The sequence below is a fragment of the Rhizobacter sp. OV335 genome (assembly GCF_900142965.1).
Lineage (GTDB): Bacteria > Pseudomonadota > Gammaproteobacteria > Burkholderiales > Burkholderiaceae_C > Rhizobacter.
On the sequence record NZ_FRCQ01000012.1, the window covers coordinates 126090 to 149697 of the forward strand.

Genomic DNA, 23608 nt, shown 5'->3' on the forward strand with positions numbered 1-23608 from the left:
GCGCCCCGCCCTGCTCACCGGAACCCTGTTCGCCCTCGCCGCCGGCCTGATGTGGGGCCTGGTGTTCGTCGGCCCGCTGATGCTGCCGGAGTACCCGGCCACGCTGCAGTCCTTCGGCCGCTACCTGGCGTTCGGGCTGATCGCGCTGCCGCTCGGCTGGCTCGACCGCGCGCGGCTGTCGCAGCTGACCCGCGCCGACTGGATCGAGGCGCTGAAGCTCGCCGCCGTCGGCAACGTCGTCTACTACCTGTTCCTCGCGAGCGCGATCCAGCGCGCCGGCGGGCCGCTGCCGACGATGATCATCGGCACGCTGCCGGTCGTCATCGCGGTCAGCGCCAACCTGCGCGGCAGCGCGGCCGGCGGCGCGCCGATCGCGTGGGCACGGCTGCTGCCGTCGCTGCTGCTGATCGGCGCCGGCATCGGGCTCGTCAACCATGTCGAGATCACGCAGTTGCGCGCCGACCCGCAGGCCGACCTCGCGCGCTATGCGTGGGGCGCGGCGCTCGCGCTCGGCGCCGTCGTGTGCTGGACCTGGTACCCGCTGCGCAATGCCGACTGGCTGCGTGCCCACCCGCACCGCAGCCCGCGCAGCTGGGCCACCGCGCAAGGCCTCGCGACGCTGCCGCTGGCCGCCGTCGGCTATGCCGGCACCTGGGCGTGGATGGTGGTTCAGGGGAATGCGTTCGCGATGCCGTTCGGCCCGCGCCCCGGCGACTTCATCGGCTTGATGTTCGCGATCGGGTTGTTCGCGTCCTGGCTGGGCACGCTGTGCTGGAACGAAGCGAGCCAGCGGTTGCCGACCGCGCTGGCGGGCCAGCTGATCGTGTTCGAGACCTTGTCAGCGCTGGCCTATGCCTTCGTGCTGCGCCGCAGCTGGCCGCACGCCGAGACGCTGGCCGGCGTGGCGCTGCTGATCGCCGGCGTGTCGTGGGCGCTGCGCAGCAAGGCGGCGCCTGCGCCCAGCGAACTCACCTCGGAGCTGCATCCCTGAGAGGGGAGGTCGGCCGCGGCCGATGGCTGTCGGCGATCGGTGCGTCGTTGGCGGCGCGCGCATCGGCGCACGGGATGGAATGCGTGATCGGCAACGCGGCAGGATGGGCATGCGCGGCCGTGACGGCACGGCGGTTGCGGTACCAGGCGCTCACGCGCTCCGCGGCTTGCAGGGTTTCGATGTTCATGATTCGTCGGCATTGAAGTTGAAACAGCCCGGTCGCGCCCTGCGCGGCCCGGGCCGGTGTGATCACTCGCAATCAGTCGCGATCACCTGTCAATGTCCTTGCCGAGGTCCTTCGCGACGTCGGCGACCTTCTTCTTCGCATCGCCGTAGGCGGCTTGCGACTTGCCGGCCATCTGGTCGGCGACGCCTTCGGAGCGCAGGCGGTCATTGCCCACGACCTTGCCGGCGCCTTCCTTGATCTTCCCTTTGACGTCCTCGACACGTCCCTTGACTTGGTCCTTGTTCATCACTGAACTCCTTGTTCAAGGCAGCGCGGTGTGCGCTGCGGTGAATACAGTGTCGGTGTCGGACCGGGGCAGGTCTGTCGGACGCAGCCGCGTTCGATGTCGGACAAATCCGTCCGTTTCTGTGGGTCAGGCTGCAAGGGCCTCGTCGAGTACTTCCACCCAGTGCCGCACCGGGATCGCGGTGCCGCTCTGCAGGTGCTGGATGCAGCCGACATTCGCCGACACGATGGCCTGCGGCTGCAGCGCGTCGAGGTGGCCGATCTTGCGGTCGCGCAACTGGTAGGCCAGCTCGGGCTGCAGCACCGAGTACGTGCCCGCCGAGCCGCAACACAAATGGCTCTCGACCGCCGCGACGCGCACCTCGAAGCCGAGCGTCGTCAGGTGCGTCTCGACCCCGCCGCGCAGCTGCTGGCCGTGCTGCAGCGTGCACGGCGGGTGGAAGGCCAGCGAGCGCACCCCCGCCTTGCCGTCCCGCAGCTTCATGCGCGGCTTCAGCCGCGGCACCAGCTCGGGCAGCAGCTCGCTGAGGTCGCAGGTCAGATCGGCGATGCGTTGCGCCTTCTCGGCATAGGCCGGGTCGCGCGCCAGCGCATGGCCGTAGTCCTTCACGGTGACGCCGCAGCCGGACGCGTTCATCACGATCGCCTCGACCTGGTTCGACAGCACCAGCGGCCACCAGGCGTCGATGTTGCGGCGCATGTCGTCGAGCCCGCCGTCGATGTCGCCCAGGTGCGTGCGGATCGCGCCGCAGCAGCCGGCCTCGTCGGCCACCACCGTCTGGATGCCGGCGGCATCGAGCACGCGCGCGGTCGCGCTGTTGATGTTGGGCGCCATCGCCGGCTGCACGCAGCCCATCAGCAGCAGCATCTTGCGCGGGTGCTGGCGCGTCGGCCAGCGGTGCGCCGACGCAGCGGCGCGCGGCGGCACCTTGTTGCGCAGCGTGGCCGGCAGCAGCGGCCGCACCGCTTGGCCGAGCTTCAGCGCCGGCGCGAACAGCGGCGAGGTCAGCCCCTCCTTCAGCAGCCAGCGCACCGCGCGTTCGCCGCGCGGGCGCTCGACGCGCGCGTCGACCAGCTTGCGGCCGATCTCGACCAGCTCGCCGTACTGCACGCCCGACGGGCAGGTGCTCTCGCAGTTGCGGCAGGTCAGGCAGCGGTCCAGGTGCTGCTGCGTGCTGCGCGTGACCGGCTCGCCTTCGAGCACCTGCTTCATCAGGTAGATGCGGCCGCGCGGGCCGTCGAGTTCGTCGCCGAGCAGCTGGTAGGTCGGGCAGGTCGCGGTGCAGAAGCCGCAGTGCACGCACTTGCGCAGGATCGCCTCGGCGGCGTCGCCGTCGGGCGTTCCCTTGAACTCGGAAGACAGCCTGGTTTGCATCGGTGTACGGCGTGGATCAGAGGCCGGGGTAGAGCCGGCCGGGATTGAACAGTCCCGCGGGGTCGAAGGATTTCTTCAGCTCGCGGTGGATGCGGTCGAGCGGCGTGCGCAGCGGCGCGAACGCACCGGCCGACTTGTCGTTCGACATGAACAGCGTGGCATGCCCGCCGACCAGCGTGGCCGCGTCGCGCACCGAGGCGGCCGGCGCCGCGGTGCACAGCCAGCGCTGCGCGCCGCCCCATTCGATCAGCTGCTCGCCCGACACGCCGAGCGGCGGCGCGGTCGGCGGCACCGACAAGCGCCACAGCGCGCCGCCGTGCTCCACCGCGTGGCGTGCCTTCACGAAGTACTCGTCGGTCTGGTTGCGCAGGCCGCGCCAGAACGTGCTGGCCTGCGTCGGCTCGATCACGTCGCCGCCGAGCGCGGCCAGCGCCGACTGCACCGCCGCCAGCGCGCCGCGCAGCCGCACCACGAGCATGCCGTCCCACCAGGCGCTGGCGTTGATCGGCAGTGGCAGGCCGCTCCATTCGTTGATCTTCTGCATCGCGCTGATCTGCGCCAGCTCGAAGCGCACGGTGGCGGTGGCCGGCGCCAGCGGCAACACCTTCAGCGAGACCTCGAGGATCACGCCGAGCGTGCCGAGCGAGCCGGCCAGCAGCCGCGAGACGTCGTAGCCGGCGACGTTCTTCATCACCTGGCCGCCGAAGCTGAGCACCTCGGCGCGGCCGTTCAGCAGCGTCGCGCCGAGCACGTAGTCGCGCACCGCGCCGACCGCCGCGCGCGGCGGGCCCGAGAGGCCGGCGGCCACCATGCCGCCGACCGTGGCGCCGGGGCCGAAGTGGGGCGGCTCGAACGGCAGGTACTGGTTCTTCTCGGCGAGCGCCGCCTCGAGCGTCGCGAGCGAGGTGCCGCAGCGCGCGGTGACGACCAGCTCGGTCGGCTCGTAGCTGGAGATGCCTTCGAGCACCGTGGTGTCGAGGATCTCGCCCTGCGGCGGCTCGCCGTAGAAGTCCTTGGTGCCGCCGCCGCGGATGCGCAGTGGCGCACCGGCGGCGCGGGCGGCTTCGACCTTGTCGATCAGGATCTGGAGCGCGGGGTCGTTGATCATCAGAAGCGTGGAATGTCGGCGAACGGCAGCAGGCCGCGCTTCACGTGCATGCGCCCGTACTCCGCGCAGCGCACCAGCGTCGGGATCACCTTGCCGGGGTTCAGCAGCCCGGCCGGGTCGAAGGCGTGCTTGACGGCCAGCATCTGCTCGCGCTCGGCGTCGGAGAACTGCACGCACATCGACGACAGCTTCTCGACGCCGACGCCATGCTCGCCGGTCACCGAGCCGCCCATCGCGACGCTGGTCTCGAGGATGTCGGCACCGAACAGCTCGCAGCGGTGCAACTGGTCGGGGTCGTTCGCATCGAACAGGATCAGCGGGTGCAGGTTGCCGTCGCCGGCATGGAACACGTTGGCGCAGCGCAGCCCGTATTTCTTCTCCATCTCGCCGATCGCCAGCAGGATGTCGGCAAGCCGCTTGCGCGGGATCGTCGAATCCATGCACATGTAGTCCGGGCTGATGCGCCCGCTCGCCGGGAAGGCGTTCTTGCGCCCGCTCCAGAAGCGCAGCCGCTGCGCCTCGTCCTTGCTGACCTCCATGCGCGACGCGCCGCTGCCGGCCAGCACGTCGAGCATGCGGCCGATCTCCTCGGCCACCTCTTCCGGCGTGCCGTCGCTTTCGCACAGCAGGATGGCCTGCGCGTTCAGGTCGTAGCCGGCATGCACGAAATCCTCGACGGCGGCCGTCATCGGCTTGTCCATCATCTCGAGCCCGGCCGGGATGATGCCGGCGGCGATCACGTTGGCGACCGCATCGCCGGCCTGCCGGATGTCGTCGAAGCTGGCCATGATGCAGCGCGCGAGCAGCGGCTTGGGCACCAGCTTCACGGTGACCTCGGTGATGACCGCGAGCATGCCCTCGCTGCCCACCAGCACCGACATCAGGTCGAGCCCGGCGGCGTCGAGCGCCTCGGAGCCGAACTCCACCGCCTCGCCCTGCCCGGTGTAGCCGCGCACGCGCAGCACGTTGTGGATCGTCAGCCCGTACTTCAGGCAGTGCACGCCGCCGGAGTTCTCGGCCACGTTGCCGCCGATCGTGCAGGCGATCTGGCTGCTCGGGTCGGGTGCGTAGTACAGGCCGTAGGGCGCCGCGGCCTCGCTGATCGCGAGGTTGCGCACGCCGCACTGCACGGTGGCGGTGCGGGCCAGCACGTCGACCTTCAGGATGCGGTTGAACTTGGCCAGGCTCAGCGTGACGCCGAGCGCATGCGGCAGCGCGCCGCCGCTCAGCCCGGTGCCGGCACCGCGCGCGACCACCGGCACGCCGAGCCGGTCGCAGGCGCGCAGCACCGCGGCCACCTGGTCCTCGGTCTCGGGCAGCACCACCACCAGCGGCTGCTGGCGGTAGGCGGTGAGGCCGTCGCATTCGTAGGGCACGGTGTCTTCGCCGCGCGACAGCAGCGCATGCGGTGGCAGCAGCGGCGCCAGTTCGGCGACGACCTGTGCTCGGCGTTGGGTGCGTTCGTCGGCGCTCGGGAGGGCAGCCGCAGGCAGGGGGGCATTCACAAGCTCAGGTCTCCGACATCGGCCTGTTCATCGAGCCTGCGACTGTAGCGCGTGCTCAGGGCGCATCGATCGCGTACAGCACATGCGGGCACAGCGGCTGGCCCTGCGGGATGCGGGGATGCTCGAACTCGCCGCGCGGCGTCATGCCGATGCGCTGCATCACCGCCTGCGACGCCCGGTTGGCCTGCGCGGTGAAAGAGACGACGTGCGGCAGCCGCAACGCATCCCACGCGTGCTGCAGTGCCAGCCGGGCCGCCTCGCTCGCGAAGCCTCGTCCCCACGCCGCCCGGGTCAGCCGCCAGCCGATCTCGTGCGGGTCTTTCGCGAAGCCCGGCAGCGGCAGTTCGAACGGCACCCGGGCGAGACCGACGAAGCCGGCGAATGACCGGCCGGGGACCTCGAGTGCCCACAGTCCGTACCCGAACTGCTCGACGTGCAGGCGTGCACGCCGCGCGAGGGCATCGCTCTGTTCGCGCGTCAGCGGAGCCTGGAAGTGCCGCATCACCTCGGCATCGGCATTCATCTCGGCGAACGGCGCGAGGTCGTCGTCGCGCCAGGGGCGCAGCGCGACGCGCTCGCCGCGCAGCGTGGCCGCGGCATGCAGGCTCATGCCGAGGTCGTGAACACCGTGAGCACGCCGGTGTAGCCGTACAGGTGATGGCGCGCGATCTCGCCGGCCGCGAAGAAGCCGACCAGCGGCACGTCGCCGAGCGCGCGCCGCACGATCGCCAGTTCGGCCGACGGCGCGCCGAAATGCGGGCCGCCGCGGCCGGCGCAGCTCACGTAGACCGCACCCGCGATGCGGCGCGCCGCGTGCGGCGTCGAGCTGCCGTCGGCGCCCTGCTGCAGCGCGAGCGCGGTCTCGCGCGGCATCGTCTCGGGCTCCAGCTCTTCGCGGATCTCGCTGCAGATGCGCACCAGGTCGCGCCGCGCCGCCTCGGTGCTGCGGGTGCAGAACGCCAGGTGCATGCCGGCTTCGACCTGGTCGCTGACCGCGACGCCGCGCTGCTGCGGGTCGATGCCGACCAGGTGGCGCACCCGCGTGTCGGTGCCGAACTGGCCGGGCCGCGCCATCAGGTCGTCGCGCGGGTCGCTCAGGCCGACCAGCGTCTGGCGCAGCCGCGGCAGCGCCTCGCGCGGCTCGTCGCCGTCGATCCCCAGGTCGCGCAGCAGGCAGTCGAGCGCCGGCTCGCCGTCGAGCTGCGCGACCACGTTGCGCTCGCCCTGCGTGATGCGGCGCGCCGGGCCGACCGGCTGGCAGCCCTGCGTCACGCGCGACACCAGGGTCACCTCGCGGCTGAACGCGACGCCGGAAAGGCCGCCGTCGAACACGCCGTCGGCGATGTGCAGTGCCTGCGTGCGGGCCGACGCGAGCCCGCCAAACAGGTAGCCGGTGGCGGTGCGGTCGCTCATCTCGGCGATCAGCTCGGCCAGGTCGGTGGCGGCCGGGTCGGCATGCACGAGCGCGGTGCTGGCCGCGAAGCCGGCGGTGCCGACGCTCAATGGCGCAGCACCCGAGAACACGCGGAACTGATCGCGCGGCAGGTCCGACAGCATCAACGCGAGGGCCGGCTCGTCGAAGTACTCGACGCCGTTGGCCGCGATGCCCACGCCGACCGCGCCGACCCAGGCCGCGCCCGGCCAGCGCTGGCGCAGCTCGGCCAGCAGCTCGGCGGCATGCGGCGCGTAGTGGTCGCTCAGGTAGACCCAGCCGAGCGTCGGTTCGCTGATGTGCGCGCCACCGGGATCGGCGCGCTGCGCATCGATCTGCGCCGCCGACAGCGCGAGCGCCATGCGCCAGTCGGGATGGGTCGCATGGGCGTGGGCGAACAGCTTCATCGCGGCACGCTCCTCACGGCCGCGGCGCGGCGCGCTTGCGGGCAGCGGCCGATTTGGCGGCCGATTTGGCAGCGGACCTCGCGGTCGATTTCGCCACCGTCTTGGCGGCCACGCCGGCAGCCGCCTTTGCGGTCTTGACCGCCATCTGGCCCGGCATCGTCGCGGCGCGTTTCAGCGTCTGCCCCGCGGCATCGACCGATTGCTTGACCAGCGCGCCGGCCAGGTTGCGCGCCGCATCGGAGGCGCTGTCCTTCATCGCGGTGGCGGCGAGTTCGGTGAACTGCTTGGTCAGCGCGCCCCACCATTGCATCGGGTCGACGGGGGCGGGGTCCGCCGCGGCCGTGGCGGCCTTCGCCGCGGGCTTGCGCGCCGGCTCGGACTCGGGTGCCGCAGCCGGCCGCGCGGTCAGCGAATCGCGCAGGTCTTCCATCTGCACGTTCATCGTCTTCAGCGTCGACAGCGTCATGCGCTGCACCTCGAGCGCCTGGATGGTCGCGCCCAGCATGCGGGCGTTCTGCTCGAGCCAGAACTGCACGGTGCGCAGCTCCTCGATGCGCTTCTCGAGTTCCTCGGGGTTCAGCGTCGGTGCGACCCACTGGCCGATGTTCGGAAGCGCCGCGCCGGCGTTCTTCACGAGGCCCTGCAGGAAATCGAAACCGGGCACCAGCTTCGTGAAGTTCGGGGCCTCGGCCATGGTGTCTCCTTGTAAGCAGCTGTCGTCTTTTGGACAGTCGATTGTGCACGCCTTGCACGGGTCGCACACACGCGCAACCCCTAGCACCCCTACACCTGAAAACTCTTGCAGGTGAGGGACGAGCGGCGTTGACGCGACCCCCGCTTGTGCCCGACGCTGGGGGTGCGCCGCTGACTGTCGGCGCGTTTGCTTCCAACCTCACAAGGGATGAACATGACAAAGCGATCCATGCATCGAAACTCTCTGCGCGGGGTGTTGTCAGCCCTGCTGGTCCTGACGGGCGCCACCGCGCTCCCGGTCCATGCCGGCGTCCTGTCGGCAGCAGCGGCGGCCCAGAGCGTCACCGCAGTACCCCAGGCCGACGTGGCAACCCCCACCGACCGGCTGATCATCAAGTACCGCAGCGGCGCAGCCGGCGCTGCTTCCACCGCCTCCACCACCGAACGCAGCGTGCTGCACCGCAGCGCCCAGGATGTCGCGCTGCGGGCCGGTGTGCAGATGCAGCTGTTGCGCGTCGGCGCGTTCGACACCCACGTGATGAAGTTCGACCGCCGCCTGCCGCAGGCCGACGTCGCGCAGATCGCACGTGACATCGCGGCCTCGGACCCGAACGTCGAGTACGCCGAGCCCGACCGCATCCTGCATGCGCTGTTCACGCCGAACGACACGCAGTACGGCCAGCAATGGCAGTACTTCGAGGCCACGGCCGGCCTGAACCTGCCGGCCGCGTGGGACAAGTCCACCGGCACCGGCGTCGTGGTGTCGGTGATCGACACCGGCTACCGGCCGCACGCCGACCTGGCGGCGAACATCCTGCCCGGCTACGACTTCATCGCCGACACCGCCACCGCCAACGACGGCGGCGGGCGCGACAGCGATCCCAAGGATCCCGGCGACTGGATCACCGCCGGCGAATGCGGTGCCGGCGTCGCGGCCGAATCGAGCAGCTGGCACGGCACGCACGTGGCCGGCACCATCGCGGCGGTCACCAACAACGGCAGCGGCGTGGCCGGCGTGGCGTTCAACGCCAAGGTCGTGCCGGCGCGCGTGCTCGGCAAGTGCGGTGGCTACACCTCGGACATCGCGGCGGCCATCATCTGGGCCTCGGGCGGCACGGTGAGCGGCGTGCCGGCCAATGCCAACCCGGCGCGCGTGATCAACATGTCGCTGGGGGGACCCGGGGCCTGCGACACCACGTCGCAGAACGCCATCACCTCGGCCCGCAGCCGCGGGACGGTGGTGGTGGTGGCGGCCGGCAACAGCAATGCCAACGCCTCCGGCTACTCGCCGGCGAGTTGCAGCGGCGTGATCACCGTGGCGGCCACGAACCGCAGCGGTGGGCGCGCGTACTACTCGAACTTCGGCGCCCTCGTCGACGTGGCGGCCCCGGGCGGCGACGTGCGCACGAGTTCGGCGAACGGCATCCTGTCGACGCTGAACAACGGTGCCACGACGCCGGGCGCGGACAGCTTCGCCTACTACCAGGGGACGTCGATGGCGACGCCGCACGTGGTGGGCGTGGTGGCGCTGATGCTGTCGAAGAATCCGTCGTTGACGCCGGACCAGGTGGAGACGCTGCTGAAGTCGTCGTCGCGGGCCTTCCCTGCCACCTGCTCGCAGTGCGGAGCAGGTTTGGTGGATGCCAATGCGGCGGTGGATGCGGCGGGCGGCGGCGTCACACCGCCGACGACGACGCCGGAGGTGGAGTCCAACAACACCCGCGCCACGGCGCAGGCGGTGACCAAGGGCACGACGATCGCCGGTACCGCCGGCAGCAGCAGCGACACCGACTACTTCAGCGTGACGGTGGCCAGCGGCACGTCGCTGACGGCGACGCTGACGCCGAACAGCAGCTCCGACTATGACCTCTACGTCTACAACAGCAGTGGCACGCAGGTGGGCCTGAGCGAGAAGGGCACGGGCCAGGTCGACGCGGTGACGGTGACCAACAGCGGTGCCTCGGCGACGTACTACGTGCGCGTGCTGTACTACAGCGGCGGCACCGGTGCCACCAACGGCAAGTACACGTTGGGCGTGAACTGACCCACCCCCGAAGCGCCTGCGGCGCCTCCCCCTCAAGGGGGCGCCGCCAGCGGCCCGGCAAAGCCGGTTCCGCGGCGGCCGCTTGATCGCTAGTGTTTGAAGACGATGCGTTCCACGCGGTAGCCGCGGGCCTTCATCAGGGCCGGGAGGCCCTGGGGCCCGATCATGTGCAGGCTGCCGACGGCGGCGAACACCCGTTCGCCGCCGTCGTGCCAGGCCGCGACCTGCTCGGCCATCGCCGGGTTGCGCTCGTCGAGCATGCGCTTCATGTCGCGCCGGTCGTCGGCGGTCTTCATGCAATCGCACCAGCTCGCGTAGCGCTCCAGCTCGTCGAGCTTGCTGCCCGACCACACGTCGGCGATGCGCTTCAGCATGCGCCGCGTCTGGCCTTTCTCCAGCTCGGCCAGCGTGCGGTCGATCATCTCGACGCGTTCCTCCGGCGTGCCGCCGGTCAGCATCTCGAGCTGCATCTCCGGCGTCTCGAGCGAATCGACCTGCTTGCCGAGCTGGTGCCCGAGCAGCGCGATGAAGGCGTCGATGCCGTAGGCCGGGTCCAGCCCGTCGGCGCGGCCGGCCGTGACGGCCAGGTTCAGCGCCAGCAGCACCGGGCTCAGCGACTGGCTGATCGCGTCGGGGATGCAGGCGGCGCGCGCCTGGCCCTGCAGCCGCTGCTCCAGCGCCTCGGGCAGCGGCTCGCCGCCGCCGGGCGCCTGCGCCGCGCCGAGCCGGCGTGCGATGTCGGCATCGGTGATGTCGAGTTCGAGCGCGATGCGCTGGCTTTCGCGCAGCGCGGCCGCGACGGCCGGCCCCGGAATCACCCAGTCGGGTCGCGCGACGTGCATCGTGCCGTACAGCCACGAGTCATGGCCGCCTTTGCTGACGCGCCACAGGAAGCCGCGGTCGCGCGAGCCGCCGGGCTCGGACTGCGCCTTCAGCGCACGCGCCGCCTGCGCGGCGGCCTGCTGCGCGCAGGCCGCGCCCGCCTCTTGCGCGGGTGCGGTGGCGGCGAACCACAGCAACGGGAGGGCGGCGAGCAGCCGGCGCGCGAGAGCGGAGAGGGAAGGCGTCATGCCTGCGACTGTAGCCAAGCTGCGCCACAATCTCTCGCACCATGCGCAGCCTGTTTCACCTCGCCTTCCACGTCACCGACCTCGATGCCGCGCGCCGCTTCTACGGCGGCGTGCTCGGTTGCCGCGAGGGCCGCAGCACCGACACCTGGGTCGATTTCGATTTCTTCGGCCACCAGCTGTCGCTGCATCGGGGCGAGCCGTTCGCGACCACGAACACCGGCCGCGTCGGCGCCCACCTGGTGCCGATGCCGCACCTGGGCGTCGTGCTGGAGCTGCCCGACTGGCAGGCGCTCGCGGCGCGGCTGCAGGCCGCGGGTACGGCATTCGTGCTGCCTCCCGGCGTGCGCTTCGAGAACCAGCCGGGCGAGCAGTGGACGATGTTCTTCCGTGATCCGTCGGGCAACCCGATCGAGGTCAAGGGCTTCCGGTCGCTGGACAGCGTCTACGACCATTGAGTGCCTGAATTCCGTTCGCCCTGAGCTTGTCGAAGGGTCGGGCTGAGCCTGTCGAAGCCCTGTCCGCACGCTTCGGCCACACCCTTCGACAGGCTCAGGGCGAACGGGTTTTGGAGGCTCCGTCAGGCCTCCTCGGGCGCAGTGCCGCTCTGTCGCACCTGCTGGTCGATCGCGCCGAACAATGAATTCCCGTCAGGCCCCTTCATCTCGATCCGGATCGTGTCGCCGAACTGCATGAACTCGGTCTTCGGCTCGCCGGTCTCGATGGTCTCGATCGCGCGCTTCTCGGCGATGCAGCTGTAGCCGCGCGACCAGTCCTTGTTGCTGACCGTGCCGCTGCCGACGATGCTGCCGGCGCGGACGTTGCGCGTCTTGCAGATGTGCGCGATCAACTGCCCGAAGTGGAAGGTCATTTCCTCGCCGGCATCGCACAGCCCGACCTTCTTGCCGTTCCAGGTGCTCTGCAGCGGCAGGTGCACGCGGCCACCCTTCCACGCGCCGCCCAGCTCGTCGGGCGTCACCGCGACCGGGCTGAACGCGGTGGCCGGCTTGCTCTGGAAGAAGCCGAAGCCCTTGGCCAGCTCGGCCGGGATCAGGTGGCGCAGCGACACGTCGTTGGCCAGCATCAGCAGCCGCACGCCCTCCAGCGCCTGCTCGGGCGTCGTGCCCATCGCCACGTCGCCGGTGACGACGGCGATCTCGGCCTCGAAGTCGATGCCCATCTTCTCGCTCGGCACGACGATGTCGTCGCAGGCGCCGATGAAGTCGTCGCTGCCGCCCTGGTACATCAGCGGGTCGGTGTAGAAGCTCTCCGGCACCTCGGCGTTGCGCGCCTTGCGCACCAACTCGACGTGGTTGATGAAGGCCGAGCCGTCGGCCCACTGGTAGGCGCGCGGCAGCGGCGCGGCACACTGCTTCGGATCGAACGCGAAGGCATGGCGCGCCTTGCCGTGGTTCAGCGTGACGAACAGGTCTTCGAGCTGCGGCGACAGGAAGTTCCAGTCGTCCAGCACTTGCTGCAGCCGGGTGGCGATGCCGGTGGCGTAGTGGGCGGTGCTCAGGTCGCGCGAGACGACGACCAGCTGGCCGTCGCGCGAGCCGTCCTTGTAGGTGGCGAGTTTCATCGGGTGTCCGTAGGATCGGGGAAGGTATGCGGTTTGCCGTATTGTCGATGCCTGAACGATCCCCACCTACCGCCCATCCCCCAACTTGACGTCCCGTCGCCCCGCCCCCTTGCGAATCCTGCCGCCGCTCACCGCCCTGTCCCTCGTGCTGCTGATGCATGCCGCCGCGTGGCAGGGCGTCGCAGGTGGCGCGTCGGCCGGGCGCTCCGACCTGGTGGTGTCGGCAATGCAGGTGCGCACGGTCGAGGCGGTACCGGTTGCGGCAGCGGTTGCCACGGTCATCGCGCCGCCACCGGCCGCGCCGCGCCGCGAGGCCCCCGTCAGGACCGAACCCAGGCCCCCCTCATCTGACGCGCCGACGCTGCTGGCCGCGGCCTCTGCCGCGTCCGCGCCGGCCGCGGCGCCGAACGACGCCGAGGTCGCGCCGGTCTACCCGACCCGCCTGCCGCCGTCGGCCGTGCTGCGCTTCGACCTGCGCCGCAGCGGCTTCAGCGGGCGCAGCGAGCTGCAGTGGCAGAACCTCGGCGGCCAGGGCCAATACCAGGCACGGCTCGAAGGCAGCGTCGCCGGCTTCCGCGTCTTCACCTGGGCCAGCCAGGGGCGCGTCGACAAGGCCGGCATCGCGCCGCTGCGCTTCACCGACGAGCGCCGCGGCAAGTCGCTGCAGGCCGCCAATTTCCAACGCGAGGCCGGCAAGATCACGTTCTCCGGCCCCAGCACCGAGTACCCGCTGGTCGCAGGCGCGCAAGACCGCCTCAGCTGGATGATCCAGCTCGGCGCGGTGCTGAATGCGCGCAGCGCCCCGCCGGCCGCCGGCGAGCGGCTGTCGTTCTTCGTGGCCGGCGCCAAGGGCGAGGGCGAGGTCTGGCACTTCGTTTCGCAAGGCCTGCAGAGCGTGAACCTGCAGGACCAGGCGACGCCCGCCTGGCGCTTCACGCGCGAGCCGCGCAAGCCGCATGACACGCGCATCGAGGTCTGGCTCGACCCGGCGCGCCATTTCCTGCCGGTGCGCTACCGGCAAAGCAGCGATGGCGCGAGCGACGTGCTCGACCTGATCCTGCAAGAGATGCAGATCGCCTCCTGACCCGCATGGGGGCGCGACTTGAAAACCAGCCACGCCCCACCACCTCCCAGTGAAGGAGAGCCTTCCATGCACATGCTCTACAACTCCGAGAACTTCGTCGTGGTGCAGTTCGACACCACCCAGGGCGCCAGCGCCGTGCGCGAGGAATCGCTGATGCGCGGCGGCTACGAGATCGTCGACAAGTTCGCCCGCAAGGAGATCTTCATCGAAGGGGCGCTCGCCGAAAGCTTCAAGCAGGGCGTCGAGGCGCTGATCGAAAGCTCGCCCACCGAGGAGGAGATGGACGACTACCTCGAGCGCTTCTCGCCGCTGATGCAGCACCCCTTGGTTCTTCATTGACAGATTTGTAAAGCCGGGCACCTCCCCCGGCCGATGGGGCTTGCCCCCCGGCGCGGGCTGCGCCAAGATCGCCCGCACCGAGGAGGATCCATGGCAACCCGCCAGCTCGAGGCCCGCATGCTGCTGTCGCCCGGCCTGAAAGAGGCGCCGGTGCTCGACCGCATGTGCTCTCAGTTCGTGCTGACGCTCACCGTGCGGCACGCCGGGCGCTTCAACCTGCGCCGCGACTGGAACAGCCTGCTGTCGCTGACCGGGCGCCATCTGGTGTGGCCGGCCAGCGTGCTGGGGCGGCTGCGCGATTTCCTGAAGACCCGCTGCAAGGGCAACGAGCACTGGCGTGGCCACGAGGCGCTGGCCGACGAGGCCTTCATGGCGCGCCACGGCGCCTGGCGCGGCCCGTATGAAGAAGGCACGCTGTTCTTCTACGTCGACGAATACATCAAGGACGCGCCGAAGGACCTGCTCGCGGTGCTCGGCGCCACCGCCGACTGGCTCGACCGCAGCCTGAAGAAGGAATCGACGCTGGTCGAGAAGAACATCGACGCGCTGGCCGGCCTGCTGCAGCTGAACCCGGCCGAGCGCGCGCTGCTGCTGTACGGCACGCTCGCCCGCTACCAGCGCGACCTGCGCGGGCTGCTGGTCGAGTTCAAGGTGTCGAACGCGCAGGAGGCCTATGCCGCGATCGCCGCGGTGGCCGGCGTCAACGAGCAGGACGTCGCCGAGGCGCTGCGGGCCGGCTCGCGCCTGGAGCGCATCGGCATGGTCGAGAACCTGATCTCCGAGCACAACATCACCGACCTGGCCGACCTGATGAAGGTCAGCGAGCAGCTGCCGCCGGTGCTGATGCGCCATTACGCCGGCCCGTCCGACCTGATGGCGGTGTTCACCCGGCCGGCCACGCGCAGCGAGCTGCAGCCCGGCGACTTCCATTACGTCGGCGACGACCAGCGCGTGCTGACCGCGCTGCTGCGCAATGCGGTCGCGCGCAAGGCGGCCGGCGTCAACGTGCTGCTGTACGGCCCGCCCGGCACCGGCAAGACCGAGCTCGCGAAGGTGGCGGCCCAGGCGGCCGGCCTGGAGCTGTACGAGGTCGAGTACGCCGACCGCGACGGCAATTCGCTGTCCGGCCGCGACCGCTACCGCTCGCTGCAGATCAGCCAGGTGTTCCTGAAGGGCGGCAACCTCGTCGCGCTGCTGTTCGACGAGGTCGAGGACGTGTTCCCGCCGATCTCCACCGATGCCGCCCAGCTGATGGCGCGCATGGACACCGGCGACGGCGTCGTCTCGGGCAGCGTCAGCGGCAAGGCCTGGGTCAACCAGATCCTCGAGACCAACCCGGTGCCGGTGATCTGGGTCACCAACCGCATCGAGCAGATCGACCCGGCGTTCCGCCGCCGCTTCCAGTACCACCTCGAGCTGAAATCGCCGCCGCCCGGCGCGCGCGAGGCGCTGGTGACGCGCGCGCTGGTCGACGTGGCGGTGTCCGAGGGCTTCGCCGCGCGGCTGGCCGAGCGGCGCGGGCTGACGCCGGCGCAGGTGCGCACCGCGGTGAAGTTTGCGCGGCTGGCCGCCGAAGACGACGCCGGCCCCGCGATCGAGGCGCTGATCGAGCGCCAGCTCGGGCATGCCGACAAGGCGCTCGGCAACGGCATCGCCGGCCGCGGCGCGCGCCACGTGGTCACCACCTACGACCTCGGCCTCGTCAACACCGAATCGCGCTTCGAGCTGGTCCGCATCATCGAGGCGCTGCGCCGCAAGGGCCACGGCACGCTGTGCTTCCACGGGCCGCCGGGCACCGGCAAGACGGCCCTGGCCGAGCACATCGCGCAGCAACTGCAGCGCCCGCTGCTGATCCGCCAGGCCTCCGACATCGTCAGCAAGTTCGTCGGCGAGACCGAGCAGAACATGGCGCGCATGTTCGACGAGGCCCAGTCCGAGCAGGCGGTGCTGCTGCTCGACGAGGCCGACAGCTTCCTGCGCAGCCGCCGCATGGCCGAGCGCAACTACGAGGTCAGCGAGGTCAACGAGATGCTGCAGGGCATGGAGCGCTTCAGCGGCGTCTTCATCTGCACCACCAACCTGTTCGACGACCTCGACGAGGCGGCGCTGCGCCGCTTCACCTTCAAGATCCGGTTCCTGCCGCTGACCGCCGCGCAGCGCGAGCGCATGTTCGTCGCCGAGGCGCTGGGCGGCGACGCGGCGCTGCTCGACGACGAGCAGCGCGGCCGGCTGGCCGTGCTCGACCTGCTCGCGCCCGGCGATTTCGCCGCGGTGCGGCGCCAGATCGACGTGCTGGGGGAAGCGTTCACTCCGGCCGAATTCCTGTCCCAGCTTGAATCGGAACACCGCGTGAAACCCGAGGTGCGGCACCGCCGCGGGATCGGCTTCATGCATTGACGCCGAATCGTCCGCGCGCGCCTCAAGCCCGCGTCGTCCCGGCCGATAACGACCGAACGACCTGGAGCGGCGAGTTCGATGGACGAGGCATTCATTCCTTGGAGGTTCCGGCCTGAGCTGTGGGCGGCTTCCTTCGGCATGGCCGTCTTTGCCGCGTACGTCGCGCTCGACCTGGCCCGCGGCGTGGCGTCCAGCCACCGCGCGACCTCGCTGCGCGCGCTGTCCGGCTCGGCACTTGCGCTGGCGGTCGGCACCTGGGCGCTGCATTTCATCGTGATGGCGTCGGGTCCGCTGCCGTTCCCCATGGGCTACAGCGGCTGGATCGTGTTCGGCTCGCTGGCGGTGGCCTATGCCGGTTCGCTGCTGGCCTGCACGCTCGGCAGCCGCGCCGGCCTGCATGTGCGTGACGGATTGCTCGCCGCGCTGACGATCGGCAGCGCGCTGTGCGCGACCTCCGTCGTCGCGCTGTTCGCGCTGCGCCTGCAACCGCATGTCGAATGGGACTGGCGCATCCTGGCGCCCGGCTGGCTGGCTGCCTGCGCGATCGGCGGCAGCGGGCTGGGGTTGATGGCCTGGCGCCGGCGTATCGCGCCGGTCGGCTTGCGCTGGCGCGCCATCGTCTCGGTGGTGCTGGGCACCGCGATGGCCGTCGGCAATGCCGCGGTCGTGATGGGCGCGCAGGTGCCGATGCTGGCGCTGTCGCCGACCGCCGACGAGGTGAGCCTCGCCACCGTCACCGCGCTGGCCGTGGTCGGCGTGCCGATCCTGCTGGTGTTGCTGCTGCTGACCTCGATCCTCGAGGCGCGTTTCCGCTCGATGCTGCGGCGTGCCCGCGAAGACCTGCAGGTGGCGGCCTACACCGACCGGCTGACCGGCCTGCCGAACCGCGCGATGTTCGACGAGCGGCTGCAGCGCGCGGTGCTGCGCGCCGACCGCCACGGGCACCGGCTCGCGCTGCTGTTCTGCAACCTCGACGGGCTGAAGGCCATCAACGAATCCTTCGGCCAGGCGAGCGGCGATTCGGTGCTGCGCGAGGTCGCCGAGCGCGTGACCCGGCTGGCCGGCGAGCGCGACATGGTCTCGCGCGCCGGTGGCGACGAATTCCTGGTGCTGCTAGAAGGCGCGCCCGACAAGGACGTGGCCGGGCGGCTCGCGTCGCGCGTGATGGCGGCGCTGAGCGAGCCCTGCCGCTTCGACGGGCACGAGGTGCCGCTGAGCTGCTCGATCGGCATCGCGATCTACCCCGACGACGGCGCGCTGTCGAAGCTGGTGCCGCATGCGGCCGCCGCGATGAATGCCGTCAAGCGCACCGGCGGCGCGGCGCACTGCTTCTTCGAGCCGCGCATGGTGGCCGGCGCGCGCGACCAGGTCGAGCTGCTGCACGACCTGCGCCGCGCGATCGAGCACGGCGAGCTGGAGCTGTACTACCAGCCGAAGATCCACGCCCCCAGCGGCCAGATCACCGGCGCCGAGGCGCTGATGCGCTGGCACCACCCGCAGCGCGGCATGGTGAGCCCGGCCGTCTTCATCCCGCTGGCCGAGCGCTTCGGGCTGATCAACGCGCTCGGCAACTGGCTGATCGAGGACGCGTGCCGGCAGATCCGCCTGTGGCGCGACCAGGGCCTGCGCATGCGCGTCGCGATCAACCTGTCGGTGCACCAGCTGCGCCAGCCCGACCTGCCCAAGCGCATCGAGGCGGCGCTGCGCGCGCACCGCATCGAGCCTTCGCTGCTGACCTGCGAGATCACCGAATCGGCCGCGATGGACGACACGCGCGCCAACCTGCAGGTGCTGGAGGAGCTGTCGGCGCTCGGCGTGCATTTGTCGATCGACGACTTCGGCACCGGCTACTCGAGCCTGAGCTACCTGCGCAAGCTGCCGTCGGAGGAGCTGAAGATCGACCGCAGCTTCGTGCTCGACCTGGAGAGCAGCCCCGATGCGCGCGCGATCGTCGACGCGGTCGTCAAGCTCGCGCAGGCGCTCGGGCTGAAGGTGGTGGCCGAAGGCGTCGAAACCGAGCAGCAGCAGGACATCCTGCGTTCGCTCGGCTGCAACGAGTTGCAGGGCTTCCTGTTCGCCAAGCCGATGTCGGCCAAGGCGCTGGCGCTGTGGGCGATGAACGACGAAGGGCCGGCGCCGATCGACTTCCGGGCCTCGCTGTTCAGCGACACGATCTCGTCGGCCGCGCTCTGATCGAAGGGAGCGCGGGCATCGCGGTCGCCGATTGGGCACAATGCCGGCACGACGCCAGTCAACCCGCGCAGCCACCGACACTGCAATGTCCGCAAAGAAGCCACCGATCGCCGCCAAGACCGTTCGCCGGGACATCGGCAAAGTCATCGTGAACACCGCCCTGAGGGGAGAAGGTGTTGCGACGATCAATTTCGGTGAGGTGAGCGTGAAGGCGGCTTCGCCCAAGGTGGGTGAACTGCGGCGCAACGTCACCATCGGCCAGGCCGCCATGGCCCGTGCGATGCCGAAGCTGGTGAAGCCGGGGGTTGCATTCAAGACGGCGGAATCAACTCCGCTCTTCCGTGCCGATCCGCGGGACCCGAGCCGCCTGATCCGCGAGGTGAACGGCAGAGTCTCGACGGGCACGTTCGTCAACGGGAAGTTCAAGGTGGTGAGCACCAAGCGATGACTTCGCTGGCGCAGGCCGTCGAGGAAGTCCGCCGCGAACAGCGGCGTGCCGGAAAGCCGTTGGCGGTGATTCTCGCGGGTCACAACGGCTCGGGGAAATCGACGATGTGGCTGCGGCATCTCTCGCCGAGCTTCCGGATCCCGCTGGTCAACGCCGACCGGATGATGTTGTCCATCCTGCCCGAAGCCGATCGTGAAGGTCGCCTGATCAAGTGGGCCCAGGAACTGCGCGACACCGACGGGAGCTGGATGAAGGTGGCCCAGAAGGGTGTCGAGGCCTTCGTCGCCCAGGCGATGGCGCGGGGCGTTCCCTTTGCGATGGAAACGGTTTTCTCCTACTGGGAAGCATTGCCCGACGGCAAGTTCGCGTCCAAGGTCGACCTCATCCGGGAAATGCAGGCTGCCGGTTACTTCGTGCTGCTGTTCTTCGTCGGGCTGTCGAACGTCCGGTTGTCGATCGGTCGGGTGATGACCCGCGTCGCAGAGGGTGGCCACAACGTCGATGTCGACAAGCTCATCGAGCGGTTTCCGCGCACGCAGCGGGCGATCGGCGTTGCCGCCTCGGTGGCTGACGCGACCGTCTTCACCGACAACAGCCGCGGCAAGCGGCAGGCCTTCACGGTGTGTCGCATCCAGATCGGCGAGCGTGAGGCCTTCGACATGCGCAGTGGCGCGCGACGCCGAATCCCCGGTGAAATTGGCGAGTGGCTGAACGTCATCAGTCCCCAGGCGGTCCCGTAGAACGATGCCCCCTGCCGGGCCGCGGCGACAACAATGTCTCCGTGGTCACCGTGTCATTGAAACGATGGGGTTGCGGAGGTTTCCTACAATCGCCCGATGAACGCTCCCGTCTACACCCGTGGCGCGGCCCTGCCGCAGATCCTGTCGCAACGCATCGTGGTGCTCGATGGCGCGATGGGCACGATGATCCAGCGCTACAAGCTCGGCGAGGCCGACTACCGCGGCGAGCGCTTCGCCGACCACCCGAAGGACCTGAAGGGCAACAACGAGCTGCTGCAGTTCACGCGGCCCGACGTGATCCGCGAGATCCATGAGCAGTACCTGGCGGCCGGTGCCGACCTGATCGAGACCAACACCTTCGGGGCGACCAGCGTCGCCCAGGACGACTACGGCCTGGGCGCGGTGGCGCGCGAGATGAACGTGGTGGGCGCGCGGCTGGCGCGCGAGGCCTGCGACAAGTACAGCACGCCCGACAAGCCGCGCTTCGTGGCCGGCGCGCTCGGCCCGACGCCGCGCACCGCGAGCATCAGCCCCGACGTGAACGACCCGGCCGCGCGCAACGTCAGCTTCGACGAACTGCGCAAGGCCTACTACGAGCAGGCGGCAGGGCTGCTCGAAGGCGGCTGCGACCTGTTCCTGGTCGAGACGATCTTCGACACGCTGAACGCCAAGGCCGCGATCTTCGCGCTCGACGAGCTGATGGAAGACACCGGCGAGCGGCTGCCGGTGATCATCTCCGGCACGGTGACCGACGCCTCGGGGCGCATCCTGTCGGGGCAGACGGTCAGCGCGTTCTGGCACAGCGTGCGCCACGCCAGGCCGATCGCGATCGGCCTGAACTGCGCGCTCGGCGCGACGCTGATGCGGCCGTACATCGAGGAACTCTCGAAGGTGGCGAGCGACACCTTCATCAGCTGCTACCCGAACGCCGGCCTGCCGAACCCGATGAGCGACACCGGCTTCGACGAGACGCCGGAGATCACCGGCAGCCTGGTGGAAGAGTTCGCGCGCGCCGGCTTCCTGAACATCGCCGGCGGCTGCTGCGGCACGACGCCGGCGCACATCGCCGAGATCGCGAAGCGGGTCGGGAACTATCGTCCGCGCTCGCGGCACGATCCGCTGTTCAGCGGGTTGGTGGCGGTGGAGACAGAGTCGGCGTAGAGGTCGCCGCCATTGCTCGATCAACCGAAGGCAAGCATTCGGCGAGTCGGGCCGGACTTGTTGCACACTCGCGCGATGGCAACGAAATCTTCACGGACGGGGACGGCGGTCGTTGTGCCGATCCGATCGACTGGTGATGCGCAAGCACCGCAGTTGAGCCTGCTGCCATTGCAGATTGACGCTGAGTTCGAGTCCCGCTTCGCTACGGCAGATTTGAAGAAAGTCGTGAGAGCCCGCGACGGTCACTTCTATGCAGTGAAGTCGCAGACTGTGCACCCACTCCTCCCGGCGAGCGAATACCTCTGCTATCAGCTGGCGTCTGCCTGTCAGATCGCGGTTCCGTTCTCTGCCGTGTTGACTGACTCCGCGGGGCGCTACTTTTTCGGTTCTCGCTTCGAGGGCGGCGCGACGGAACTCACCGCGCAAGGCCCGACTCGAGGGTTGGAGATGTTCAAGCAAGCAGCCAAAGAGGTGTCGGCGGCTCTTGCTTTCGATCTGTTTGTCGGCAACGAGGATCGACACCGAAACAACTTCTTGTTTCGCAAGAACTATCAAGAGCAGTGGGCGCCTCTGGCGATCGATTATTCGCGTGCCCTGCTGGTTCGTGATTTTCCGAACGACACATTTCCTGTTCCCGAGTCGAGCAACACCCGCAGCACCATCAAACTGATGAAAGCCTCTGGCTTATGGCAAGGGCCTTTCGCTATATTTTCTTTGAGCACCTTGCAGGGCGTTTCGGCCGAACACGTTCTCCACTGGTGCAACGAGATGCCCGAGCAGTGGCTACCTCAAGAACGTAGGCAGCTGCTGCTCAACTGGTGGGACTCCCCGGCATTTACCGAGCGTTTGAACGCGATTTACGACCTTCTTTGACATGATCAAGACTCCGTTCACCTTCCTCCGAGCTCGACCCGATGAACTTCGCGGTGAGCAGCTGAATGTCGGCTTGATCGCCTTCCATCCTGATCGAACCAGGGTGCGCATGGGGGCTTCCTCGTGGCGCTTGCGGGTTTTGCACCCCAATCTCGATGGCATCGATTGGGATGCGTGGGGTGAAGAGCTTGAGGACGCGCTTGCCGAGTTCGACAGCATGGAGGCTCAGTTGGGCTGGCTACAGAGCGGTTCATTGGGTGCCGTGTATTGCGATGACTCCTTGGGGCGCCTTGAGTCCGCCGATGACGTTGCGTTGGAACGCGCCATATCCGAGCTCGCGGCCAGGATGATCGAGATTCCCCAGCGAACGGTTGCCGCGCCTGCGCAGCCCCCAAAGTCGAAAACCCGACTCAATACCCATCTGCGTGGATGGTTCCGGGCCTCCAAGGTGTTCTCGCCTCGGGTTTCCGACTTGAGCAACAACAAGGTCGTGCCCAGCTATCCGGTCGATGTTTCTGACGACCTCTATGCGGACTTTGCGCTGATGAACGGTGCAGTGCACATCATTGAGGCGCTGGACTATCGAGGAATTGAGCGAGTGACGAAGGGGCTGCGCGGAGAGGCAGGCGTCACTGCGGTCCTCTTCGATCAAGCGAGACAGTCTCTGCAGGGCGTCGGTCAACGAATCGCAGTGACGGCCGCTGACGACTACAGCAAGGTCCGCCCTCTGATAGGCCTTGTCAGGAAGTACGCCGATGTGGTTGTCGCGATGGAAAGCCAGGCGGATCGGCAATGGTTCGCCGACTTCGTCTCTCGATCGTTGAAGGTCGAACGAGAGCTACTGCCGATCCGGGCGTAGAAGGACGCAGCGTCACTTGCTGCCGGATCGCAGCGCCCGCTCCCCGATCAGGATTTCCACACGCCGGTTCGCTGCGCGGCCGGCGTCATCGTCGTTGCTGCCCACCGGGTCGCGCGAGCCGCGCCCGGCCACGCCGATCTTGACCGGCGACAACCCGCGCGCCACCAGCCAGTCGCGCGCGCTGGCCGCGCGGTCGAGCGACAGGGCGTCGTTGCCAGCCGCCGAGCCCTTGCTGTCGGTGTGGCCGACGATGCGCAGCTCCAGCTGCGGCTGGCTGCGCAGCACGGCGGCCACCTTGTCGAGCAGCCCGGTGGCCGCCGGTTTCAGCGCCGAGCGGTTCGGCTCGAAGGCCACATCGCCCGGCAACGTGAGCCACAGGCGTTCGTCGGTCGTGCGCGCCAGCACCATCGGCGTGCCGCCGAGGCTGGAGGCGAGCTGCCGCTCGACGGCCTCCATCTGCGGTGACCAGCTGCGCGCGGCACCGGAGGCCGCCTGGTCGTAGACCGGGCCGGGCGCGGAACCCGGCACCGAAGGCCCCGGGGCCGGCAGCGGCTTCACCGGCGGAGAGCCACAGGCGACGAGCAGGGCAGCCGCTACGAGGGCCGGGAGTGCGAGAGCGAAGAATCGTGGTTTGTTGTTCACGGCAGAAGAAGTCCAGTCGTGGGAGCCCGGATTGGACACGCTCCGTGCACCACGACCGCATCAGGGCTTTGCCAAGTTGTAACCAAGGCATTCGACGGGGCCGGCCGCATAAAATGCACCCCTCCAAGGAGCGTTGCGACGGTGGCCGATCGGCTGCTGCCAGGCTTGGACGCTTGCAACCACGCTCACCCCCGCA

At 69.4% G+C, this 23608-nt stretch carries 23 protein-coding genes and 1 riboswitch; of the genes, 12 read left to right on the forward strand and 11 right to left on the reverse strand.

Translation table 11 applies throughout. The features are described 5' to 3' along the window. Positions 1 to 10: 10 nt before the first annotated feature. A complete protein-coding gene (locus tag BUE42_RS14705) occupies positions 11 to 991 on the forward strand; it encodes a DMT family transporter (protein WP_143171513.1) in 981 nt (326 codons plus the stop codon). Here the strand turns inward: BUE42_RS14705 and BUE42_RS32210 are convergent. From BUE42_RS32210 to BUE42_RS14740, 8 genes are all read right to left on the reverse strand, one after another. After that, positions 969 to 1178, reverse strand: coding sequence for a hypothetical protein (locus tag BUE42_RS32210; RefSeq protein ID WP_143171509.1), 210 nt, complete (start codon positions 1176 to 1178; stop codon positions 969 to 971). The genes BUE42_RS14705 and BUE42_RS32210 overlap by 23 nt on opposite strands. Before the next feature lie 82 nt (positions 1179 to 1260). After that, on the reverse strand, positions 1261 to 1464 hold the full coding sequence (locus BUE42_RS14710; protein WP_073465855.1) for a CsbD family protein: 204 nt from the start codon (positions 1462 to 1464) through the stop codon (positions 1261 to 1263). 126 nt (positions 1465 to 1590) lie between these two features. Next, positions 1591 to 2838, reverse strand: a complete 1248-nt coding sequence (gene glcF / locus BUE42_RS14715; RefSeq protein WP_073465856.1) for a glycolate oxidase subunit GlcF — start codon at positions 2836 to 2838, stop codon at positions 1591 to 1593. Positions 2839 to 2854: 16 nt separating this feature from the next. Beyond that, the gene (gene glcE / locus BUE42_RS14720) at positions 2855 to 3946 is read right to left on the reverse strand and encodes a glycolate oxidase subunit GlcE (RefSeq protein WP_073465857.1); all 1092 of its coding nucleotides are present in this window, start codon (positions 3944 to 3946) and stop codon (positions 2855 to 2857) included. After that, positions 3946 to 5451: an FAD-linked oxidase C-terminal domain-containing protein gene (locus tag BUE42_RS14725; protein WP_073465858.1), complete on the reverse strand. Its 1506-nt coding sequence runs from the start codon at positions 5449 to 5451 to the stop codon at positions 3946 to 3948. Before BUE42_RS14725 ends, glcE begins: the two co-directional genes overlap by 1 nt. Before the next feature lie 55 nt (positions 5452 to 5506). Further along, positions 5507 to 6061 carry a GNAT family N-acetyltransferase gene (locus BUE42_RS14730; protein ID WP_073465859.1) on the reverse strand — a complete coding sequence of 185 codons (555 nt, stop codon included), beginning with the start codon at positions 6059 to 6061 and terminating at the stop codon, positions 5507 to 5509. Next, positions 6058 to 7290 carry an FIST signal transduction protein gene (locus BUE42_RS14735; protein WP_073465860.1) on the reverse strand — a complete coding sequence of 411 codons (1233 nt, stop codon included), beginning with the start codon at positions 7288 to 7290 and terminating at the stop codon, positions 6058 to 6060. Before BUE42_RS14735 ends, BUE42_RS14730 begins: the two co-directional genes overlap by 4 nt. A gap of 13 nt (positions 7291 to 7303) precedes the next feature. Beyond that, complete coding sequence (locus BUE42_RS14740) at positions 7304 to 7984, reverse strand: PhaM family polyhydroxyalkanoate granule multifunctional regulatory protein (RefSeq protein WP_073465861.1); 681 nt, start codon at positions 7982 to 7984, stop codon at positions 7304 to 7306. 228 nt (positions 7985 to 8212) lie between these two features. Here BUE42_RS14740 and BUE42_RS14745 point away from each other — a divergent pair, with 228 nt between their 5' ends. Beyond that, positions 8213 to 10027: a S8 family peptidase gene (locus tag BUE42_RS14745; RefSeq protein ID WP_083614150.1), complete on the forward strand. Its 1815-nt coding sequence runs from the start codon at positions 8213 to 8215 to the stop codon at positions 10025 to 10027. 89 nt (positions 10028 to 10116) lie between these two features. On the opposite strand, the gene BUE42_RS14750 is transcribed toward BUE42_RS14745, so the two are convergent. Beyond that, the gene (locus tag BUE42_RS14750; RefSeq protein ID WP_073465863.1) at positions 10117 to 11097 is read right to left on the reverse strand and encodes a TraB/GumN family protein; all 981 of its coding nucleotides are present in this window, start codon (positions 11095 to 11097) and stop codon (positions 10117 to 10119) included. A 41-nt stretch (positions 11098 to 11138) separates the two neighbouring features. Between BUE42_RS14750 and BUE42_RS14755 the strand changes: the two genes are divergently transcribed. After that, positions 11139 to 11552 carry a VOC family protein gene (locus BUE42_RS14755; protein WP_073465864.1) on the forward strand — a complete coding sequence of 138 codons (414 nt, stop codon included), beginning with the start codon at positions 11139 to 11141 and terminating at the stop codon, positions 11550 to 11552. Positions 11553 to 11674: 122 nt separating this feature from the next. Here BUE42_RS14755 and BUE42_RS14760 read toward each other — a convergent pair whose 3' ends face one another. Beyond that, a complete protein-coding gene (locus tag BUE42_RS14760) occupies positions 11675 to 12676 on the reverse strand; it encodes a fumarylacetoacetate hydrolase family protein (protein ID WP_073465865.1) in 1002 nt (333 codons plus the stop codon). Positions 12677 to 12785: 109 nt separating this feature from the next. Here BUE42_RS14760 and BUE42_RS14765 point away from each other — a divergent pair, with 109 nt between their 5' ends. The 9 genes from BUE42_RS14765 to BUE42_RS14805 all read left to right on the forward strand — a co-directional run bounded on the left by BUE42_RS14765 (position 12786) and on the right by BUE42_RS14805 (position 22770). After that, positions 12786 to 13760 (forward strand): DUF3108 domain-containing protein, encoded by a 975-nt coding sequence (locus tag BUE42_RS14765; RefSeq protein ID WP_073465866.1) that lies wholly within the window; start codon positions 12786 to 12788, stop codon positions 13758 to 13760. A gap of 66 nt (positions 13761 to 13826) precedes the next feature. Then, positions 13827 to 14099, forward strand: coding sequence for a BTH_I0359 family protein (locus BUE42_RS14770; RefSeq protein ID WP_073465867.1), 273 nt, complete (start codon positions 13827 to 13829; stop codon positions 14097 to 14099). 90 nt (positions 14100 to 14189) lie between these two features. Then, complete coding sequence (locus tag BUE42_RS14775; RefSeq protein WP_073465868.1) at positions 14190 to 16496, forward strand: ATP-binding protein; 2307 nt, start codon at positions 14190 to 14192, stop codon at positions 16494 to 16496. 138 nt (positions 16497 to 16634) lie between these two features. Next, the gene (locus BUE42_RS14780) at positions 16635 to 18689 is read left to right on the forward strand and encodes a putative bifunctional diguanylate cyclase/phosphodiesterase (RefSeq protein WP_073465869.1); all 2055 of its coding nucleotides are present in this window, start codon (positions 16635 to 16637) and stop codon (positions 18687 to 18689) included. Between the two features lie 85 nt (positions 18690 to 18774). Next, positions 18775 to 19137, forward strand: a complete 363-nt coding sequence (locus BUE42_RS14785; protein ID WP_073465870.1) for a hypothetical protein — start codon at positions 18775 to 18777, stop codon at positions 19135 to 19137. Beyond that, a complete protein-coding gene (locus BUE42_RS14790) occupies positions 19134 to 19877 on the forward strand; it encodes a zeta toxin family protein (RefSeq protein ID WP_073465871.1) in 744 nt (247 codons plus the stop codon). Before BUE42_RS14785 ends, BUE42_RS14790 begins: the two co-directional genes overlap by 4 nt. Positions 19878 to 19973: 96 nt before the next feature. Next, on the forward strand, positions 19974 to 21038 hold the full coding sequence (locus tag BUE42_RS14795; protein WP_073465872.1) for a homocysteine S-methyltransferase family protein: 1065 nt from the start codon (positions 19974 to 19976) through the stop codon (positions 21036 to 21038). A gap of 75 nt (positions 21039 to 21113) precedes the next feature. Further along, positions 21114 to 21911 carry a HipA domain-containing protein gene (locus BUE42_RS14800; protein ID WP_143171510.1) on the forward strand — a complete coding sequence of 266 codons (798 nt, stop codon included), beginning with the start codon at positions 21114 to 21116 and terminating at the stop codon, positions 21909 to 21911. Between the two features lies 1 nt (position 21912). Beyond that, the gene (locus BUE42_RS14805; RefSeq protein WP_073465874.1) at positions 21913 to 22770 is read left to right on the forward strand and encodes a DUF3037 domain-containing protein; all 858 of its coding nucleotides are present in this window, start codon (positions 21913 to 21915) and stop codon (positions 22768 to 22770) included. A 12-nt stretch (positions 22771 to 22782) separates the two neighbouring features. Here the strand turns inward: BUE42_RS14805 and BUE42_RS14810 are convergent, their stop codons facing one another. Next, positions 22783 to 23328 (reverse strand): OmpA family protein, encoded by a 546-nt coding sequence (locus tag BUE42_RS14810; protein WP_083614152.1) that lies wholly within the window; start codon positions 23326 to 23328, stop codon positions 22783 to 22785. Positions 23329 to 23531: 203 nt separating this feature from the next. Further along, positions 23532 to 23606, forward strand: a riboswitch (S-adenosyl-L-homocysteine riboswitch). The last annotated feature ends 2 nt before the right edge of the window (positions 23607 to 23608 follow it).

Coding starts and splice junctions, on each gene's coding strand:
- BUE42_RS32210 (WP_143171509.1), bottom strand. CDS start 1,178: ATGAACATCGAAACCCTGCAAGCCGCGGAGCGCGTGAGCGCCTGGTAC.
- BUE42_RS14710 (WP_073465855.1), bottom strand. CDS start 1,464: ATGAACAAGGACCAAGTCAAGGGACGTGTCGAGGACGTCAAAGGGAAG.
- glcF (WP_073465856.1), bottom strand. CDS start 2,838: ATGCAAACCAGGCTGTCTTCCGAGTTCAAGGGAACGCCCGACGGCGAC.
- glcE (WP_073465857.1), bottom strand. CDS start 3,946: ATGATCAACGACCCCGCGCTCCAGATCCTGATCGACAAGGTCGAAGCC.
- BUE42_RS14730 (WP_073465859.1), bottom strand. CDS start 6,061: ATGAGCCTGCATGCCGCGGCCACGCTGCGCGGCGAGCGCGTCGCGCTG.
- BUE42_RS14735 (WP_073465860.1), bottom strand. CDS start 7,290: ATGAAGCTGTTCGCCCACGCCCATGCGACCCATCCCGACTGGCGCATG.
- BUE42_RS14740 (WP_073465861.1), bottom strand. CDS start 7,984: ATGGCCGAGGCCCCGAACTTCACGAAGCTGGTGCCCGGTTTCGATTTC.
- BUE42_RS14745 (WP_083614150.1), top strand. CDS start 8,213: ATGCATCGAAACTCTCTGCGCGGGGTGTTGTCAGCCCTGCTGGTCCTG.
- BUE42_RS14750 (WP_073465863.1), bottom strand. CDS start 11,097: ATGACGCCTTCCCTCTCCGCTCTCGCGCGCCGGCTGCTCGCCGCCCTC.
- BUE42_RS14755 (WP_073465864.1), top strand. CDS start 11,139: ATGCGCAGCCTGTTTCACCTCGCCTTCCACGTCACCGACCTCGATGCC.
- BUE42_RS14760 (WP_073465865.1), bottom strand. CDS start 12,676: ATGAAACTCGCCACCTACAAGGACGGCTCGCGCGACGGCCAGCTGGTC.
- BUE42_RS14770 (WP_073465867.1), top strand. CDS start 13,827: ATGCACATGCTCTACAACTCCGAGAACTTCGTCGTGGTGCAGTTCGAC.
- BUE42_RS14775 (WP_073465868.1), top strand. CDS start 14,190: ATGGCAACCCGCCAGCTCGAGGCCCGCATGCTGCTGTCGCCCGGCCTG.
- BUE42_RS14780 (WP_073465869.1), top strand. CDS start 16,635: ATGGCCGTCTTTGCCGCGTACGTCGCGCTCGACCTGGCCCGCGGCGTG.
- BUE42_RS14785 (WP_073465870.1), top strand. CDS start 18,775: ATGTCCGCAAAGAAGCCACCGATCGCCGCCAAGACCGTTCGCCGGGAC.
- BUE42_RS14790 (WP_073465871.1), top strand. CDS start 19,134: ATGACTTCGCTGGCGCAGGCCGTCGAGGAAGTCCGCCGCGAACAGCGG.
- BUE42_RS14795 (WP_073465872.1), top strand. CDS start 19,974: ATGAACGCTCCCGTCTACACCCGTGGCGCGGCCCTGCCGCAGATCCTG.
- BUE42_RS14800 (WP_143171510.1), top strand. CDS start 21,114: ATGGCAACGAAATCTTCACGGACGGGGACGGCGGTCGTTGTGCCGATC.
- BUE42_RS14805 (WP_073465874.1), top strand. CDS start 21,913: ATGATCAAGACTCCGTTCACCTTCCTCCGAGCTCGACCCGATGAACTT.